This is a genomic window from Pantoea cypripedii (genome assembly GCF_002095535.1).
In the GTDB taxonomy this organism is placed as follows: domain Bacteria; phylum Pseudomonadota; class Gammaproteobacteria; order Enterobacterales; family Enterobacteriaceae; genus Pantoea; species Pantoea cypripedii.
The window spans coordinates 262,608-279,950 of the sequence record NZ_MLJI01000003.1; the positions used below are offsets into that span (position 1 = coordinate 262,608).

Annotated in this window: 13 protein-coding genes and 1 pseudogene; 8 read left to right on the top strand and 6 right to left on the bottom strand. The window is 52.9% G+C overall.

The annotated features are described in order from the left end of the window. Window positions 1–21 precede the first annotated feature (21 nt). The gene (locus HA50_RS29295) at window positions 22–906 is read left to right on the top strand and encodes a LysR family transcriptional regulator (protein ID WP_084880893.1); all 885 of its coding nucleotides are present in this window, start codon (window positions 22–24) and stop codon (window positions 904–906) included. Between the two features lie 543 nt (window positions 907–1,449). Here the strand turns inward: HA50_RS29295 and HA50_RS29300 are convergent. The 4 genes from HA50_RS29300 to HA50_RS29315 all read right to left on the bottom strand — a co-directional run bounded on the left by HA50_RS29300 (window position 1,450) and on the right by HA50_RS29315 (window position 6,241). After that, window positions 1,450–1,785, bottom strand: a complete 336-nt coding sequence (locus HA50_RS29300) for a hypothetical protein (RefSeq protein ID WP_084880894.1) — start codon at window positions 1,783–1,785, stop codon at window positions 1,450–1,452. Window positions 1,786–2,033: 248 nt separating this feature from the next. Further along, window positions 2,034–4,133 (bottom strand): FUSC family protein, encoded by a 2,100-nt coding sequence (locus HA50_RS29305; protein ID WP_084880895.1) that lies wholly within the window; start codon window positions 4,131–4,133, stop codon window positions 2,034–2,036. A 355-nt stretch (window positions 4,134–4,488) separates the two neighbouring features. Further along, the gene (locus HA50_RS29310; protein ID WP_084880896.1) at window positions 4,489–5,202 is read right to left on the bottom strand and encodes a substrate-binding domain-containing protein; all 714 of its coding nucleotides are present in this window, start codon (window positions 5,200–5,202) and stop codon (window positions 4,489–4,491) included. Further along, window positions 5,171–6,241, bottom strand: coding sequence for an ABC transporter substrate-binding protein (locus HA50_RS29315; RefSeq protein WP_084880897.1), 1,071 nt, complete (start codon window positions 6,239–6,241; stop codon window positions 5,171–5,173). The genes HA50_RS29310 and HA50_RS29315 overlap by 32 nt, the downstream gene beginning before the upstream one ends. Window positions 6,242–6,416: 175 nt before the next feature. Here HA50_RS29315 and HA50_RS29320 point away from each other — a divergent pair. From HA50_RS29320 to efeB, 5 genes and pseudogenes are all read left to right on the top strand, one after another. Then, window positions 6,417–8,542, top strand: a pseudogene (locus tag HA50_RS29320) (TonB-dependent receptor). Window positions 8,543–8,555: 13 nt separating this feature from the next. Further along, window positions 8,556–9,575 (top strand): ABC transporter substrate-binding protein, encoded by a 1,020-nt coding sequence (locus HA50_RS29325; protein ID WP_084880898.1) that lies wholly within the window; start codon window positions 8,556–8,558, stop codon window positions 9,573–9,575. A 353-nt stretch (window positions 9,576–9,928) separates the two neighbouring features. Further along, a complete protein-coding gene (gene efeU / locus HA50_RS29330) occupies window positions 9,929–11,521 on the top strand; it encodes an iron uptake transporter permease EfeU (protein WP_084880899.1) in 1,593 nt (530 codons plus the stop codon). 30 nt (window positions 11,522–11,551) lie between these two features. Beyond that, complete coding sequence (gene efeO, locus HA50_RS29335) at window positions 11,552–12,766, top strand: iron uptake system protein EfeO (protein WP_084880900.1); 1,215 nt, start codon at window positions 11,552–11,554, stop codon at window positions 12,764–12,766. A 3-nt stretch (window positions 12,767–12,769) separates the two neighbouring features. Next, window positions 12,770–14,035, top strand: a complete 1,266-nt coding sequence (efeB, locus tag HA50_RS29340; RefSeq protein ID WP_084880901.1) for an iron uptake transporter deferrochelatase/peroxidase subunit — start codon at window positions 12,770–12,772, stop codon at window positions 14,033–14,035. Window positions 14,036–14,086: 51 nt separating this feature from the next. Here the strand turns inward: efeB and HA50_RS29345 are convergent, their stop codons facing one another. Beyond that, window positions 14,087–14,392 carry a YdgH/BhsA/McbA family protein gene (locus tag HA50_RS29345; protein WP_084880902.1) on the bottom strand — a complete coding sequence of 102 codons (306 nt, stop codon included), beginning with the start codon at window positions 14,390–14,392 and terminating at the stop codon, window positions 14,087–14,089. Window positions 14,393–14,932: 540 nt separating this feature from the next. Here HA50_RS29345 and zinT point away from each other — a divergent pair. Further along, window positions 14,933–15,580: a metal-binding protein ZinT gene (gene zinT, locus HA50_RS29350; protein ID WP_084880903.1), complete on the top strand. Its 648-nt coding sequence runs from the start codon at window positions 14,933–14,935 to the stop codon at window positions 15,578–15,580. Here zinT and HA50_RS29355 read toward each other — a convergent pair. Next, window positions 15,577–16,485, bottom strand: coding sequence for an alpha/beta hydrolase (locus HA50_RS29355; RefSeq protein WP_084880904.1), 909 nt, complete (start codon window positions 16,483–16,485; stop codon window positions 15,577–15,579). The genes zinT and HA50_RS29355 overlap by 4 nt on opposite strands. A gap of 290 nt (window positions 16,486–16,775) precedes the next feature. Between HA50_RS29355 and HA50_RS29360 the strand changes: the two genes are divergently transcribed. Then, the gene (locus tag HA50_RS29360) at window positions 16,776–17,342 is read left to right on the top strand and encodes a sugar dehydrogenase complex small subunit (protein WP_084880905.1); all 567 of its coding nucleotides are present in this window, start codon (window positions 16,776–16,778) and stop codon (window positions 17,340–17,342) included. Window position 17,343: the final 1 nt, after the last annotated feature.

Consider the following 17,343-nt stretch of genomic DNA (forward strand, 5'->3'; position numbering starts at 1 on the left):
CGCTATAAGGAATTTTTAGAGATGGCCAGTCTCAATCTCGATCATCTGGATACCTTCCGCCTGGTTATCAGTCGGGGCAGTTTTTCCGGCGCGGCAGATGCGCTGGGTTTGTCGCAACCGGCTGTCAGCCTGCAAATCCGCCAGCTGGAACAATCACTGCAAACACGGCTGATTGAGCGCACCGGGCGTGGAGTCAGGGCCACCGCAGCAGGGCAGGTGCTACTTGAGCACAGTGAACATATCACCAGTGCGGTTGCCACGGCACGGGCCGCTGTCACCCAGCATGCTGATGAGATCAGCGGCACGGTGATCATTGGCACCGGCGCGACTGCCTGCATCCATTTATTGCCTCCGCTGCTGCAACAATTACGTCAGCAGCATCCACAGCTGAAAGTGGATGTGAGGACCGGTAATACCGCCGCCATTATACGCGCGGTGGAGGAGAATCAGGTGGATATTGGCCTGGTCACGCTGCCGGTAAGCAGCCAAAGCGTGCATGTCAGCCCGTTATATGAAGAGGATTTCAGGCTGATAGCCTCCAGGGAAACATTGGAGTCGGCAGCCACGCCAGCGGCGCTGGCCTCGCTGCCATTGATCGTGTTTGAACCGGGTAGCGGTACGCGCGCGGTTATCGATGCCTGGTTTCGCGAGGCGGGCCTGCGTCCGACACCTGTGATGGAATTGGGAAGCATTGAAGCCATCAAGCGCATGGTGCGCGCCGGTTTAGGCTACAGCCTGGTGCCAGCGATGGCCCTGGCGCAGCAGGAAGATCGGGCAGGGTTAAACGTGTTTGCTCCGCAACCCGAATTGCAACGCAGCCTGGGTATCGTAATGCGGCATGACCGTGTGGTGAGCCGGGGAATGACGGCGGTGCTGGATGGGTTGCGGATGACAAAAGCTGGTTAAGATGGTCAGCGCGGCCTCATCAATTTATTGCCATGGCGCATCGCGTAATAATTCCTGACAACAATCTGGCAGTGATTCTACATTCCCCCACCAGATGTTTGAGGCTTCTTTTCTGTTATGAGTTTTAATAGCACCAATAACAGGGGATATATCCTGGTGGTTTTTATGCTGCGTCTCAATTTCATTCGCAATCAATCGCATCGCGTAATTAGGCGTTTGATAAAAATCTGCATTAACGGTGGGGATCAACGCTGTCAATACAGCTGTGGAATATTTTTTACTTTGAATGATGGCGTATAAAGCGATGTGGCGTTGTTGTTTGTGTAAAAGGTACGGGTAATGATGTGGAACACATAGCGGTTTATGATATCTGCTACGTGGTGCTTTCTCTCATTGAAACTGCTAATGGTTTTGTTGATATTTTGTATTTCATTTTGATTGCCTTTCAAACTCGATTCGAGCGATTTATAAATCGTCTTATAGGTAATGGCCGCGCAATCAGTGGCATTTTTCTTCCGGGTTGTATTTTTTATCTGTTGTTTATCATTTTTTTATCAATTTGTTGAGGCACTTTTCCTCACTGGTTAGTGTTCTTCTTATTTTGCTTCCATTATGTTCACTGCTGATATCTTTAATCCTCCAGTCAAACTTTATTGCCTCACGAACAAAAAGATCTTCTTTATGCTTCAGAAGTTCAAACTCATAGAAAACGCTCTGTTGCAGAAGGGAAAGGTTAGCCATTTCGTAGTGTATATTCCCTGCATTATCTCTACAATCAATCGATGTTAAATGTGATGCCACCTGAGTCTCGGGTTCTTTTTCTTCTGGCAAAGTAGAAATGAGACTCTGACTTTTTGATGCAATGGGGGTAATATTCATCCTGCACCTCATTTTAACTATAGGTTTTATGAATCAACGTTGCGGAAGAATTTATCACGCTGTATTCAGGTGGTTTGAAATGATCTAAAACCTGCGCGATAAATCGCGCCGCTACAGAATGTGTCAGATAATTATAGGTCTTACGGATTGTCTTCTTTCTTTCAATCCTATGCATGGCTCCCACATGGCACCATGCAAAGAATATGAAGTATCCCTGATAATCGAATGATCAGTGAATATTGGCGGGATTACCTTGGCGGCAGACGATACATTTTCTGCTGCATCAGCTCAGCCTGGCGTGCATTCATCACAGGCCATGCATGTTGTGGAAACAAATACAGGCGCACGCTGGCAAGATGAAACATCGGGGTTAACAGATTTTCGTCCCACATCGCCAGGCGCTCCAGCATCAGCAGCAAGGTATCGATTTCATCCAGCAGGTCGGGGTGCGGAGCAGTTTGCAACGATTTCAGACGTCGCTTCAGAAACAAACCCAGCTCGTGGAACATTTGCCCGCTATCGAGGTGATATTTCGCCAGCAAATCCTTATGCCGTGCATAGTAGTCAAAGCTGTTAACCCCCAGCCATACCTCATTCAGCAGCATACCCGCCGAGGTCATATCAGGTTGCGGATCGAGTCGCAGACGCGGCAGTACCACATTTAATTTGTCGAGCATCAGGCCGATAAAACGTTGCCGTCCCAGCAGCGACGAACCGTTACGTTCGGTTTCTTTGATAAACCGTAACAGTTCGCGCAGACCAATGCGCACCGCGCGGCGTGCGGTCCAGGACGGTTTTTTATTGCGCAGGATGGCGGTGAGGATGACGGCAAATAACACGCCGGTCATCGAGGAGATGGCGGTATTGGTCAGTGCCACCAGGTCAGGCCGCAGATGGTGGCCCAGACCAATAAAACCAGGAATTTGAATCGCGACGCTCAGGCCAATCATGTTGGTCGTGGGGCGGGCAATCATCAATCCGAGCAGCACCAGACCGGGTGCCAGACAAATCATCAGCGCCTCAAAGGATGTCGCCTGCGGCAGCAGGATAGCCACGTAAATCACGCTGATAAAGATGGCAACGATAACGCCACGGATAAAGAGCTTCATCGACGTGAGCGGCGTATCAAGGCTGGCAAAAAACGAACTCAGAATGGCCGCCATCACCGGAGCAGATGCGCCATCGCGCCAGCCTGTCGCCATCCACAGCAGGCAGGATCCGAAGGTGGCACAAAAGGCGGTGAGGGCGGATAGCCGAATCAGCCCCTTGTCAAAAAAGCGGTGGGCACGTTTGCCGCGCGCCAGGGTGGTATCGCCCGAAAGATCGCTCACCAGGCCACCCACGCTCTGATAGGCTCCGGCGATACGCACAAAGTCCGTCAGACGCTCCAGTACACCGATCAGTAACAGGTGGGATTCGGTAGGTAACTCGCCCAGACGCCAGGCGTCATTAAGCTCCTTCTGACAGGTAGCCAAAGCCTGCTGGATATCGCTGGTTTCACCCACCGCCTCACCGTCATGTAACCACAGCAGAAACTGACGGAAGGTTTGCGCCACATTTTCCGGGAAGGGGATTTGCAACGCTGACAATTTTTGCAGACGAATTTCAATCGCGATAAGCGTCGGGATCAGATAAGACAGATGCTGGTACTGCACGCTGACCAGACGAATCAAACGACGCGCCGCATCCCCTTCGTACACGCAGTGGGTGATAAGAATTTCTACCTGCTGCGGATTGGTTGCCATGCGGATCAGAATGTCATCACGTTCAGGGGATTTATCGGTGGGGATACCGGACAACAGATCGCTACACAGTTTGCGTCCGTTGAGATACCACTGGCTGACACTTTGCTCCAGCAGGCTGCGCATCGACACCGGAAACAACAGACCATGTACCAGGCTGCTGCACACGATGCCCAGGGTTATCTCTTCAATGCGCGACAACACGGTATTGGTGATCGCCAGTGGGGTGGTGACTTCCGGAAATCCCATGATCGCCGCGCTGTAACCGGCCAGCATAAAGACATAACTTTTTGGTGTGCGATCGTGCAGCGACAGATATAAACAGACGCTGACCCAGAGCGATACGCACAGGCTAAACAGCAGCGGATGCTCCACTGTCAGCGGAAAGATAAAAAAGATAAACACGCCACCCAACAAGGTGCCCATCAGGCGGAACACCGATTTGGAGATGGTGGAGGCTGAATAAAGCTGCGAGGAAACAAATACCGTGGTCAGTGCCCAGGCGGGTTTATCCAGGTTCAGTTCCAGTGCGAAATATAATGCCAGAAAGGCGGCCAGACAGGTTTTAACAGCAAAAAAAACGGCGTTTTTTGAAAACCACGGCATGACAATAATAAGACCAGGAGGAGGCGCTAAGTGCGGCGTATCCTGCCAGAATTAAAAAACCGCTCACCCCGTTAAATATGACAAATTGTTTCGCAATCAAAAATGATGTTCTTACACAGTGATCAATTCGCGATTAATTATTAAATATTTCTTATGCGGCAGAGGGAAGGAAAGGCCGGGAGAAATGCCAATATGGCGTTATTTTGTTCAGGTTTTGCCGTTTTTCGGCTTTTAACCCCAGTCTGCCATCAATATGTTAAATGTGATCTGGATCATGTTTTTGCCAATTCCCACAATTTTCGTGTTGCCACCATAAAATAATTTCGCGCTGACTGAGGTGATTCCCTGCGCGAGATCAATCCATTACCGCTAAAAATCCGTATTGCCTGAGAATCTGCTGAGCAGCCGGGGATTGCAGGAAATCGGCCAGCGCCATTGCCTGTGGCTGACACAACGCCCAGGCATATTCGGCCAGAATGTTATAGGGGGCCGGGATGCTGAAAACCTGGAGTGCCGGAAAGGATGTCAGGCGCGGGGCGTAACTGGCATAACCAATAAACATATCGGCGTGATTTTGGGTCAAAAGCCAGCTGGCGGCCAGTTCACCCGGCGGAACTGTCAGGCTGTCTGTCCCGCCGACCAGGCAGCGGGCTTTGCCCTGAATCTGCTGACCTACGCCAGGGTGACGTTGCTCGATGGCGCTAAACAGCTGCCAGGTATAGTCACCCGAGGGATCGCTGTGCGGTGTCGAGGTGGCGAGCGTCAGATCGGGGCGTGCCAGCAACGAAAGCCAGTCATCCTGTTCGGTGACGCGGTCACGTTTCACCGTCAGACAGAGCGCGTTGGCCGCAAAGCGGCCAGTTTTCAGCGCCAGTCCGCGCTGGAAGAGATCTTCAGCGTGGGCGAGATTGGCGGAAGCAAACAAATCGCAATGCTCGCCTGCCACAATACGTTCACGCAGCAGGCCCGCCGGGCCGAAATCGGTTTCAACAGCCGACCCAAATTCTGTCATTAAGGCAGGCCATACCGGTTTCAGGCTACCGGCTGCCAGAATGTGCAGCGTTGTCATGATAATGCGTCCGGTAAAATTGTTGATACCATTGGTCAGCCTGTTTCTGCATATCAATATCGCGGAATTTTTCCGGATAGAGTTTCTTCGCCATCCACAATTCTCCCAGCCCAATGGCTTCAGGCATCGGATAGCCCCAGGCTTTGGCATATTCCGGCATTAACCACACACGATGATTTTTCACCGCATCGATGGTTTGCCACTGCGGGTTATGGGTAATTTCATCCACCACCTGCGGGTAGCGATCCTGGACAAAAATCACCTGTGGGTTCCAGGCAATCACCTGCTCCAAGCTCACTTGTTTAAAGCCCTGGATAGTCGAGGCCGCCACATTGAGCGCCCCCGCGTGGGCCATCATCAATCCGGTATATTTGCCGGAGCCATAAGTGGTGAGGTCCGGGTTTGCCATATAGGCACGCACGCGTTGTTGTTCGGGAACAGATCGCAAACGATCGGTTACCAACTGGCGGCCAGCAAAGGCCGCTTTGATCAGTGCTTTCGCCTGTTGCTGCTTATTCACCACCTCACCGATCAGCGTGATGCCTTCCTTAATACCCAGATTATAGGCCTGTTCCTCATCCTGCATGGAGGGATTGATTTTGCCCTGCTGGCCAGCATCGTCGTGGCGCAGGGAGATCGCAATCACCGGAATTCCCAGCGCGGAGATTTTATCGATCATCTCCTTTGGCGCGTAGTTGGTCACAAATACCACCTGCGGATGGAGGGCCACCAGACTCTCGACATCCACATGGGTAAGGTCGCCAAGCATGGCTTTGTGGTTGAGTTCCGGCACCAGCGTGGCGTAACCGTCACCCAATTGCTGCTTCCAGTTGGCCAGGATGCCGACAATTTTGTCGGTGGCGTTCAGTTGCACCAGCAAATTCAGGGTTTGATGTTGCAGCACCACAACACGATCCACCTTGTCGGGAAGGGTGACCTGGCGACCAATCTGGTCAGTGACAATTCGGTTGGCAAAGCTGTGCAGTGAGGTAAGCAGTAAAACGCCAGCTAAGGCAAAGCGGGAAAAAGGGCGGTTCATAATGGCTCCTGATAGCGATATGAACAGGATTATATAGCGATATGTGCCATGACTAAATATGCGATTGCTCTTTTAAAATTTAACGATATATAATAATTTACATAGCGATAATAATAACCTTACAAAACAATACCATAAATCAATCTTTTTTATTCAGTAAAGCAATGGCCAGGAAATGAAAATTAATTCTCGTAATACCCCGGTTATCAGTTTAATAAGCTTAAGCGTACTGATAGCGATTAATGCCAATGCGGCAGAAAATACCACAGAGCAACCTGCTCTCACCGTCACCGCAGCACCCAATCAAGCCCCTTCATCTGTCGATAAAAAAGCCACCTTAGGTAATTTAGGCAGCCAGGAAATACGTAATACCCCGTGGTCGGTTGAGACCGTTTCTCCGCAATTAATGAAGCGGCAGCAACTGAAAAGCATCACCGATATCTATCGCTATATGCCTTCGGTACAGGGGGATGGCGCGCGTCCGCAGACGCGGGGTATGCAGGGCAGCGTGGTACAAAACAGTATGATCGATGGATTGAATGTGGTCTCAACCACCGATTACGCCGCCGAGCAGTTTGATCATCTGGAAGTGCTGAATGGTCTGGCGGGTTCGCTGTATGGCCCCGCCAACCCGGCTGGCTTGTTCAATTTTGTCAGCAAACGTCCAACCGATACGCCGCAGCATAGCATTACGGTCGGGGGCGGAACCGGGCTCAGCCATCTGCTGTCGGGCGATTTTAGTGGCCCGCTGGATGACAACGACCGGCTGCGCTACCGTCTGAATATGCTGGATGATGAAGGTAATGGGTACGTAAAAGGCAGTAAGAAACGACGCCAGTTAGTCAGCCTGGCGCTGGATGCTAACCTTACCGATAAGACGGTGCTGGAGACCAACTTCAGCTATTACCATTTCTATGACAAAGGCTTGCCGGGTAAATTTGCGCTGGGCAATGGCCTGACATTCCCCGCCGCGCCCGATCCGAAAACTGCGCATCTGGGCCAGTCCTATGCCGGTGACAATAACCACACGCTGACCGCAGGTGTGCATCTGAAGCACGATTTTGACGGCAACTGGCAGGGTGAAATCGGCGTGTTGCGGCAAATCGCCGATCGCGAATCGACGGCGGTTACCAATACCTTTACCGACAATAAAGGCCATTACACCACCACCACGTCCTCGGCCACCGCCAGCCGTTTTACCATCAACAGCTATATGGCGAATTTGAACGGTGAAGTGGATACCGGCTGGATTCATCATCAGATTTCCACCGGTCTGCGCGGTTTTGTCTGGAAAAATATGAATCCGATAGCGGGGGGACGTCGACGCTGGGCAGTGCCTCGCTGGACAATCCGCAGGCCTTTGCTGAACCTGATTACCCGGATTTCACCGATCGCTACCATTCGGCCACTGCCACGCAACACGCCTTCCTGTTGAGCGATAACCTGTCGTTTTCGCCGCAATGGAGCCTGTTGCTGGCGGGCAGCGAAAGTTTGCTCAGTTCGTCCAACTACAACAAGGCGGGCAGCCGTACCAGCGAGTCGTCGAACAGCGGCTTTAGCGGCTCTGCCAGTTTGATGTACAAGCCGGTTGACCCGCTGACGCTGTATGTCAGTTACGCCGATAGCCTGCAACAGGGGGATACCGCACCAACCGGATCGAATAACGCCGGAAACATCCTCGCGCCTTACCGCAGCCGTCAGGTGGAGATGGGCAGTAAACTGGCGATTAACAGCAAACTTCTCCTCACCGCTGCGGTATTCCAGATCAAGCGTCCGTACGCCTACACCAACGCCAACGGCGACTATGCCATCGATGGGGAACAGCGTAACCGGGGTATTGAGTTGATGGCTGACGGTGATGTCACCGATCGCTTACATATCTACGGTGGCATGACGTGGCTGGACCCGCGTTTGTTAAAAACTGCCAGCAAACAGACCGAGGATAAGCAAATCGTTGGTTTGTCGCGCTACGTCGCCAGCTTGTTTGCTGCCTATGATCTGCCGATGCTGAGTGGCACGGATATCCACGGCGGCCTGCATTATGTGGGGCGGCGCAGCACCGATAACCAGAACAATGGCTGGGTGAGTGGTTATACCACGCTGGACGCTGGAACGGCATGGAAGACGCAACTGTTCAACACCGCCACCACCTTCCGCCTGGATGTGACCAACCTGACGAATCGCCACTACTGGACCAATATCGTACCGGGTGGACTCAACGGTTACAGCGGTTCGGGTTACGCCAGCGCCCAACTGGGCGAGCCGCGTATGGTTCAGGTATCCATGCAGCTTAACTTCTGACGGGAATACACCGATGTTGAAACCGATTTGCCGGTTGGCGCTGATGCTGCCGTTATTGCTGGCTAGCGCCACTTCCCTGGCGCAAACCGTGATTGACGATCGCGGCAATCATGTGGAAATCACCCATCCGGTCAACCATATTGCGGATGCCTGGTTTGCCCATCATTCGTTACTGATGACGCTGGGTGCAGGTGACCGCATTGTCGCGACGGTAAACCATCCGGCAGATCGGCCGTGGATGTTTAAGGTTCAGCCGTCTCTGAACCAGGCTTTACAGGCGCATGGTAAAACCTTCGCCAGTGAAGCGCTGGTGGCGCGCCATGTGGATGCGGTCTTTGTCCCGGCCAATGATCCGGATGCCCAGTCTTACCGCCTGGCGGGCATTCCGGTGCTGGAAATGCAGTTTGATGACTTTGACTCGATGAAACGTTCACTTACCACCACTGCGGCGGTGGTTGGCACGCCTGAGGCGCAGGCACGCGCGGTGGCCTACAACCAGTATCTGGATCAGCAAATCGCCAGCATTCAGGCGAAAACGCAGGGCTTGACCAGTAGCCAGCGTCCAACGGTGCTGCATATTCAGTCGCTCCATCCATTGAAAGTGGATGGCCGCAACACGCTGATTGATACCTGGATCAACCTTGCTGGTGGGCGCAATGTGGCGGCGGGGATTGATGGCAATATGAAGCCTGTTTCTCCGGAGGATGTTATTCGCTGGAACCCGGACGTGATTATCATTGGTGCCGGTGCGGGCAATCTGGCGGATTCTGATTATGCCGGCCTGTTCAATAGCGTGAAGGCGGTGCAGAACCATCGTGTCTGGCAGAATCCGGCGGGAGTATTCCCGTGGGACCGTTATGGTACGGAGGTGGCGTTGCAGATTCAGTGGGCTGCCGCGAAGCTCCACCCGGAACTGTTTCCCGCCCTGGACATCAATGAGGCGACGCGACGTTTTTATCGCCAGTTTTATCAGTACCCGCTGAGTGCCGCCGAGGCCGATCGGATATTGCAGGCGCTGCCGCCAGCCTCCTGATAAATAAAATCCCTGTCATATCAATCTGTTTCCTTTACATATCTCTACAATCGCAAAATAACCTCTGCCAGCTGGTGAGTAACCCAGCTGGCAAAATTTAACGGGTGTGTATTTTTAATACAGAAAAACGCCCAGGCAAGAGCCCTTGATTAATCAGGGGCTTCCTTAAGGTTAACTTAATGTTGTGATGTTCGTCACGATGGTTTGCCAGATAATATATGGCGAACCATGGATCAAAGAGTGTTTTTCCTTTTTTTACTGCGTCGCTGATGGGGAATATTTATTATTTTCATGTGTAGTGATACTAATAATTATTATCATTACGCTTTTAGCGACTATCTGGAGCACTCTACTTGCTGGCGACGTTCATTATCGCATTGCGCGAAGGTCTTGAAGCTGCACTAATCGTAGGTATTATCGCCGCTTTCTTACGCAAAAATGGCAAACCGCTGACCGCCATGTGGGTGGGCGTGGTATGTGCTGTCATTCTCTCCCTTGCCGTCGGTTTTGTACTGAACCTGACTGAAAATGCGTTACCGCAGGCGCGTCAGGAGATGATGGAATCCATCATCGGCCTGGTCGCAGTGTTCTTTGTCACCGGCATGGTGATGTGGATGAACTCCCATGCTCACAACCTGAAGCGTCAGCTGGAAACCGAAGCCGCAGAGGCGATAACACGCTCCAGTGCGATGGCGCTGGCGAGCATGGCCTTTTTGTCGGTGCTGAAAGAAGGCTTCGAGACCAGCGTCTTTTTACTGGCGACGTTTTCTGCTTCGCAATCGGCCACCTGGGCGGCGATAGGTGCGGTGCTGGGCTTGCTGGTGGCGGTGCTGGTGGGATGGGGCATTTATGCCGGTGGGATTCGTATTAACCTGTCCCGTTTCTTCCGTTTTACGGGTCTGTTCCTGATTCTGGTTGCCGCCGGATTAATTATCTCCGCCTTACGCAGTGCGCATGAAGCTGGCTGGCTCAATGCCGGGCAGCAGCGTGTTGCCGACCTCACCTGGCTGGTGACACCGGGCACGGTGCAGTCTGCATTGATCACCGGGGTACTCGGCATCCCGGCCGATCCCCGGCTGGTGGAGTTCGCGGGCTGGCTGATTTACATCGTCGCCGTTGCGGCCCTGATCTACTGGCCAGCACACCTGCGACCTGCGCCCAAGCGAGCGGCGCAGTTTACCACCGTGACCGGGGCAGGCCTGGCGCTCACCGCGTTGCTGCTGTTTCTGGTTTACCCGGCACCGAATGCTGATATTCCCGATGAAATTCCGCTGGTGAGCCGCACGTCGCAGCAAACCGTAGGCCATATCAGTAGCCAGCCTGCTGCGGGCAAACCCCAGTTTGCCGTTACCCTTGAGGGGCTACCTGCCGCAGCGCTGACGGTGCCTGATGATCAGTTAAGCAAAGTCACCACTTCCGGTAAGCAGGAGTGGCAGGCGGATTACAGCTATGAGCCAGCCGACGCCAGCTCGCCACTGACGCTGGATCAGGTGATGGAAGCCTATGGCAACCGCATTCCGGTGGGATTAAGCCCGGCGCAGCATCCTGGCCCGTATCAGGCGAAATGGACGGTGAATTGCAGCGTGGACGCTACCATGATGCGTGGCGTAGTGGTAACCGCAGAATCGCACTCGTCAACCTATATCACTTTATCCGGCAGTGGCCTGCAATCGCCGCGCACCATTAGCGCCCGCGCCCGTAATGCAGAAGCGGGCTGCGACTGGCAAATCAGCCCGGCGTTTTCGCAGGATATCGAGCAGCGCCTGCGTGATGCGGTGGCTGCGCAGGATGTCTACCACTTCTGGGCTGTTATTTTACCTTCGCTTTTTGCCATTCTGGCCTTCACCTGCTTTTTCTCAGCCAGTCGTCAGTTCAGACGACTAAAAGGTGTTCGTGCCCGAGGACGCAGCAAACAGGGACTGCTGGACAGTTCAACTCACCAATGATATTGCCTGAAAAACAAACAGGAAGGCACGATGAAGACAAAACCGTTCACCAAAAAATATGCGCTCATTGCGGCAGGGATTTCCGCGGCTCTGCTGCTTTCGGTTGATGCGCAGGGCGCAACGCAGGCACCTGTGAAAAACGGTGTTTCGCAGGTCAATATCACCATGACCAGTGAAGGCGATGGCACCTGCCATATCGACCACACCACCGCGAAAGCCGGTCCGGTCACCTTTACCGTCGTGAATAAAACTGCGACGTCACTGACTGAGCTGGAGCTGCTGAGCGACAACCGTATTCTCGGTGAAAAAGAGAACCTGGCACCGGGCCTGCCGGCGGTGAAATTCACCCTGACGCTGGACGGTGGCACTTATCAGATTTATTGCCCCGGCGCGAAGCAGGAGCTGACTAACTTCACCGTGACGGGCAAGAGCGCGGCGGCACCATCAGGTAGCGCAGCGACCTTACTCAACGAAGGTGCGAAAGGTTATGGCGCTTATGTCAGCGGCGTGGTCGATGCCATGGTGGTGGCGGTCGATCGTCTGAAGGCGGATATCGACGCGGGCGACCTGGAAAAAGCCAAAGCGGACTATGCCAAAGCGCGTCCCTTCTATGAACGTATCGAATCTGATGTCAGTGGTTTCGTGCTGCCGGGCTTCAAAGCCACCGATAATGCGGGCAACCTCGACTATCTGATCGACATGCGCGCGTCTAACCTCGACCCGAAAGTGGGCTGGCACGGTTTCCATGCGATTGAACGCGACCTGTTTGAGAAAGGCGCTATCACCGCAGAAACCAGGCAAACTGCGGCGGAACTGCAAACCAATGTCGGTAAACTGGACAAGCTGATCAAATCCATCAACTTCAAACCGGAAGACCTGGCGAATGGCGCGGCGGATCTGCTGGAAGAAGTACAAAGCACCAAAATCAGCGGTGAAGAAGAAGCGTTCAGCCATCTTGACCTGATCGATTTCGCTGGCGACATCGAGGGGGCCGAGCAGGCATTTGCCTTCCTGAAACCGGGCCTGGAAAAAATCGATCCCGACCTGACCAAACGCGTGAGCGATCAGTTCGCTGCGGTACATGCATTACTGGAAACCTACCGTGACCCAGCGATTCCGGGGGGGTATAAATACTACACCGCCGAGCTGAAAGCCTCCGATGGCGCAAAACTGAGCCGTGCGGTGCAGGCGTTGCAGGAACCTTTGTCAAAAATCGCTGAAAAAGTGGCAACCAGCGGAAAATAATCGATGAACGATAAGTCAAAACCGGCCAGGGAGGCCGGTAATTTCACCCGACGCGATTTGCTGAAAGGGGCGGTGGCCAGTGCGCTGGCCGTTCCGGCCATCAGTGCAGCGCATGGACAGAATGAAGCGATCCACAACCCTGAGGATCGCGTTGATCTTTCTCGTGAGCATGCTTTTTATGGCACTGCGGGTCAGGTGGGCATTGAGACGCCACCGCAGCGTCATATTATGTTTATGACCTTTGATTTAACCTCGCATAATCCGCGAGATTTGCAGGTTTTGCTGGCGCGCTGGTCATCCGCCATTGCGCAAATGATGCGTGGCGAAACCATAGGTCAGGTAGAACCGACCCGCACCAGCGGCGTGGGCAATGATACCGGCGAAGCGATGGATCTGGGACCCGCCTCGTTGACCGTCACCGTGGGCCTCGGGCCGCGTATTTTCAGCGAAGCGATGGGGCTGGCGGATAAAAAGCCAACGCTGATGCGTGAATTGATTCAGCTGCCAAGCGACAATTTCAGCCCGGAACTGACCGGCGGTGATCTCTCCATTCAGGCTTGTGCGGATGACCCGCAGGTGGCTTACCATGCGGTACGCAACCTGGCGCGTATCGCCAAATCGACGGGCACGGCGGCCACGCGCTGGTCGGTATTGGGCTTTGGTCGTGCCTCGGCAGGGAAAGGGCAATCGACGCCGCGTAACCTGTTTGGTTTCAAAGACGGCACGCGCAATATCACCGAAAAAACCGATTTTAATCGCCATGTGTGGATCAAAGATGATGGCCCGGTCTGGCAGCAGCAGGGTACTTACCAGGTGGTGCGGAAGATTCGCATGCACATTGAAAACTGGGATACCGACCGCGTCAGCGATCAAAACAATGTGTTTGGCCGCCATAAGCTTTCTGGCGCACCGCTCAGCGGGCACAAAGAGTTTGATCAGCCTGATTTTGCAGTAAAAGATCAAAGCGGAGAACTCGTTATTCCGGCAACGGCGCATATCAGCCTGGCCGCGCATGAGAATAACAAGGGCATTCGGATACTGCGTCGTTCCTACAATTATACCGATGGTCTTAATAACCTTGGCTTGCTGGATGCGGGGCTGCTGTTTATCAGTTATCAGAATGATCCGGCGCACTTTGAAACACTACAGGCCAAACTGGGCGCGGCAGATGCGCTGAATGAATATATTTCACATATTGGTTCCGGCATTTTCTTTATTCCACCGGCACCGGCTGAAGGTTCCTATATTGGCGCTGAGTTATTCAGCTAAATAACCACACATCGCCAGGAGAAGCGTACCTGGCGATGTGTCTCACGCGCGTTAGCCATATGCCACTTTGTCATTGATGTGATACAGCGTTGCGGTGGCCGCCATCACATGCTGACCCTCATTGCCATGCTTATGGGAATCCACATTGGTGATGTGGTAACCCACTGCACCGGCTTCCAGGGCCTTTTTCACAAAGGCGTCGTTGAGTTCTTCCATTGATGTCACCCAGCTCACGCTGGTCACGCCTACGGGGTGGATCGACGCAATTTCACGGTGAGACAATCCTGAGCGGACCAGTACCGGATTAATTGTCTTTTCGGTAAAAATAGAAATGATGTCATTCACTAATGCTTTCATATCTGACTCCTCAAACGCTACTGTTAAGCCAGTTATACGTATGGTATCGGGTTGTTGTCGTTTAATCTTCGTTGATAAAAATCGACGGTTGCGCACGGCAGGTAATCACCACCGTTAGGAATAATAAATACCTTTTAGCTGGATGACTTTTAGCTTTAACTGCTAATTAACACGCAAGAAACCTTCTGCCACAACTCAATTAACTTTGTGCGAATATTTTTTCATTTGATTACAATTAGCGGCGGCGACAGCGCCTAACAACATCACTTCGCACCATATTATAAATAAGTTGTTAAGCATTGGTTTAATGTGGGTTTGCCTGATGAGAAGTATGTAAATATTTCTCCATGCCACATCATAATAAACATTCTCTACGTCCGATTGGCCCAAAATGAATTTGGGCTTTTTTTTGCCCGGCCTGCTGTGCGGCGCTTTTTGTCCGTCTTTTCCTCAGTTAGCAGGATGTGTCTGAGCAAACTTTGCGTTACAAATTGTTATGATATAACATCACTATTTTGGCCAATGGAGAGTTCAGTTGTGATGGGTACATTTAAAAAAATAGCGTTATCTCTGGGACTTATGACCATCAGCGTTCAGGCGTTTTCACACGGCGATCATGCGCATGGCAAACCCCTGACGGAGAAGGAGCAGCAGGCGGCAAACGGGATTTTTGCTGATCATGACGTGCAGGACAGGACGTTATCAGACTGGGAAGGGGTGTGGCAGTCGGTTTACCCTTTACTGGTCAATGGCGACCTCGACCCGGTGCTGCGAAAAAAAGTGGAGAAGGACAACAGCAAAACCTTCGCCCAGATCAAAGAGTATTACCGCAAAGGTTATGCCACCAATGTAGATACCATTGGTATTGAAAATGGGGTGATGGAATTCCACATCGGCGATCAATCCAGTTCCTGCCATTACGCCTATGATGGGCACAAAATTCTGACCTATGCCTCGGGCAAGAAAGGCGTTCGTTATCTGTTTAGCTGCAAGGACGCCGCCAGCCACGCGCCCAAATACGTTCAGTTCAGCGATCACATCATCGGCCCACGTCAGTCGTCCCATTTTCATATTTTTATGGGCAACACCTCACAGCAGGCGTTGCTGAAGGAAATGGACAACTGGCCAACCTACTATCCGTGGCAGATGCAAAAGGCTGAAGTGGTGGACGAGATGCTGCACCACTAAACCCGGCGCGATAGCCACTTTTCATACAGGCCCGGCCACGCCACGGTAGGGGTGCCGGGCCTTCCCATACCAAAGCCATGTCCACCCCGGCTGTAACGATGTAACTCAACGGCAACGTGCTGCTGTTGACAGGCGTGTTCCATAATCAGGGTGTTTTCAGGGTTTGATACCGGGTCATCCTCTGCCTGTACCAGAAAAAAAGGCGGTGACTGAGGACGCACATAACTTTGCACTGACCAGGCCGCATTCTCTGCGGCAGATGCATGCGGGCCAACCAAAATCCGGTGGGTGGAGGTGTGGGTGTAGGGTTGCTCAAGCGTGATGATGGGATAAATCAGTGCAGCCCGGTCAGCACGGGCTGGCAGCTGGTCGAGATCATCCAGTGGGGCATAGGAAGGAAAATCAGGGCGGGTTGCGGCCAGCCCGAGAAGGTGAGCGCCCGCCGAAAAGCCCAGTACGCTGACCTGTTTTTCGCGTTGCCGAACCATCCGCAGCGCCCGTTGCGCATCCTGTAGTGAGACCCTGTTGCCATCTTTCCATCCTTCACCCGGCAAACGATAGCTGAGTACATAAGCAGCGATACCGCGTGCCACCAGCCACTCAGCAGCAGGCCACGCCTCTTTACCCATCTCAATGCGTTTATAGCCACCGCCCGCAGCGATCAGCACGGCCTGACCACGCGCAACCGCTGGCCTGATCACCGTCAGGGTGGGGAGGGCGATATTGCGCTGAGCACCGGTTGCGGAAATGCTCAGGTTGCCAGTCGGTCCGCCACCGCCGGGCGGTTGTCCCTGCCACAGAGGAATGACTTCACGTGAAACTGCCGGGGCGGCAAAAGCCAACCGGGTATGCCCCGCAACGAAAACGCTGGCAGCAAGCCCGGTCAGAAAGTGGCGACGATTCATAGCAACTCCTTGTTAATGCGACAGACCTCCATCCCGCCATACAATCCGGGAGAAATGATGAAGTATTCAGCCCGCTGTGTAACAAAATGAATCGCGGGATCATCGTGGTGCTTATTTGTTGTCTGTTTGTTGCCTGGAAATTAATCGATTTCACAATGGGTTATCATTTAGTGCTATTCCCCCTGTGAATATGAGGTGTTTTATAAAAACCTGTTAACAGTTTTGAAACTTAACCGGTAGGATGTTACCCGTAACTTTATTGTTCCTTTCGCATTAACATCAGGTAACCCATGAAACGACAAATTCCAGCTGAAACCGTTTCTGTAACCAAAAATGGAACCGGTTCCACTCGCAGGGAATTCCTCTTTGCGACCCTTGGTCTGACACTCACCGGTGCGGTCGCCACCCTGCCGGGCAGGGCCTTCGCCGCCAGCGTCCTCAGTGCCAGCGATGCAGTGAAGGAGTTCATCAGCATTTCCCAGGCCATCACCGAACATAAGCATCTGGATACCGTGCTGGCCGCGCGTTTTTTTCAGGCATTCAGTCAGCGTGATGCGCAGTTTGGCCCGCGTCTCACCCAGTTGGCGCGGCTGCTGCAACCTGGCATGAGCGCGCAGCAGTTGCTGGATCAGGCCGATAATGCCGGTCTGCACGATTTCCTCTACCAAATCGTTACCGCCTGGTACACCGGTACGGTGGGGAATGACTATCACGGCACCCTGGTCGCCTATAAACAGGCGCTGATGTATCAAACCGTCAGCGATGGCCTGATTGTGCCGACTTATTGTGGTAACGGTCCGATCTGGTGGACCGCACCGATTCCGGATGAGCACAGCAGTCTGATTGACTCGCTATAAA

Excerpts from the sequence above, each read along its gene's own strand:
- HA50_RS29295 (WP_084880893.1), top strand. The coding sequence starts at position 22 with ATGGCCAGTCTCAATCTCGATCATCTGGATACCTTCCGCCTGGTTATC.
- HA50_RS29300 (WP_084880894.1), bottom strand. The coding sequence starts at position 1,785 with ATGAATATTACCCCCATTGCATCAAAAAGTCAGAGTCTCATTTCTACT.
- HA50_RS29305 (WP_084880895.1), bottom strand. The coding sequence starts at position 4,133 with ATGCCGTGGTTTTCAAAAAACGCCGTTTTTTTTGCTGTTAAAACCTGT.
- HA50_RS29310 (WP_084880896.1), bottom strand. The coding sequence starts at position 5,202 with ATGACAACGCTGCACATTCTGGCAGCCGGTAGCCTGAAACCGGTATGG.
- HA50_RS29315 (WP_084880897.1), bottom strand. The coding sequence starts at position 6,241 with ATGAACCGCCCTTTTTCCCGCTTTGCCTTAGCTGGCGTTTTACTGCTT.
- HA50_RS29325 (WP_084880898.1), top strand. The coding sequence starts at position 8,556 with ATGTTGAAACCGATTTGCCGGTTGGCGCTGATGCTGCCGTTATTGCTG.
- efeO (WP_084880900.1), top strand. The coding sequence starts at position 11,552 with ATGAAGACAAAACCGTTCACCAAAAAATATGCGCTCATTGCGGCAGGG.
- efeB (WP_084880901.1), top strand. The coding sequence starts at position 12,770 with ATGAACGATAAGTCAAAACCGGCCAGGGAGGCCGGTAATTTCACCCGA.
- HA50_RS29345 (WP_084880902.1), bottom strand. The coding sequence starts at position 14,392 with ATGAAAGCATTAGTGAATGACATCATTTCTATTTTTACCGAAAAGACA.
- zinT (WP_084880903.1), top strand. The coding sequence starts at position 14,933 with ATGGGTACATTTAAAAAAATAGCGTTATCTCTGGGACTTATGACCATC.
- HA50_RS29355 (WP_084880904.1), bottom strand. The coding sequence starts at position 16,485 with ATGAATCGTCGCCACTTTCTGACCGGGCTTGCTGCCAGCGTTTTCGTT.
- HA50_RS29360 (WP_084880905.1), top strand. The coding sequence starts at position 16,776 with ATGAAACGACAAATTCCAGCTGAAACCGTTTCTGTAACCAAAAATGGA.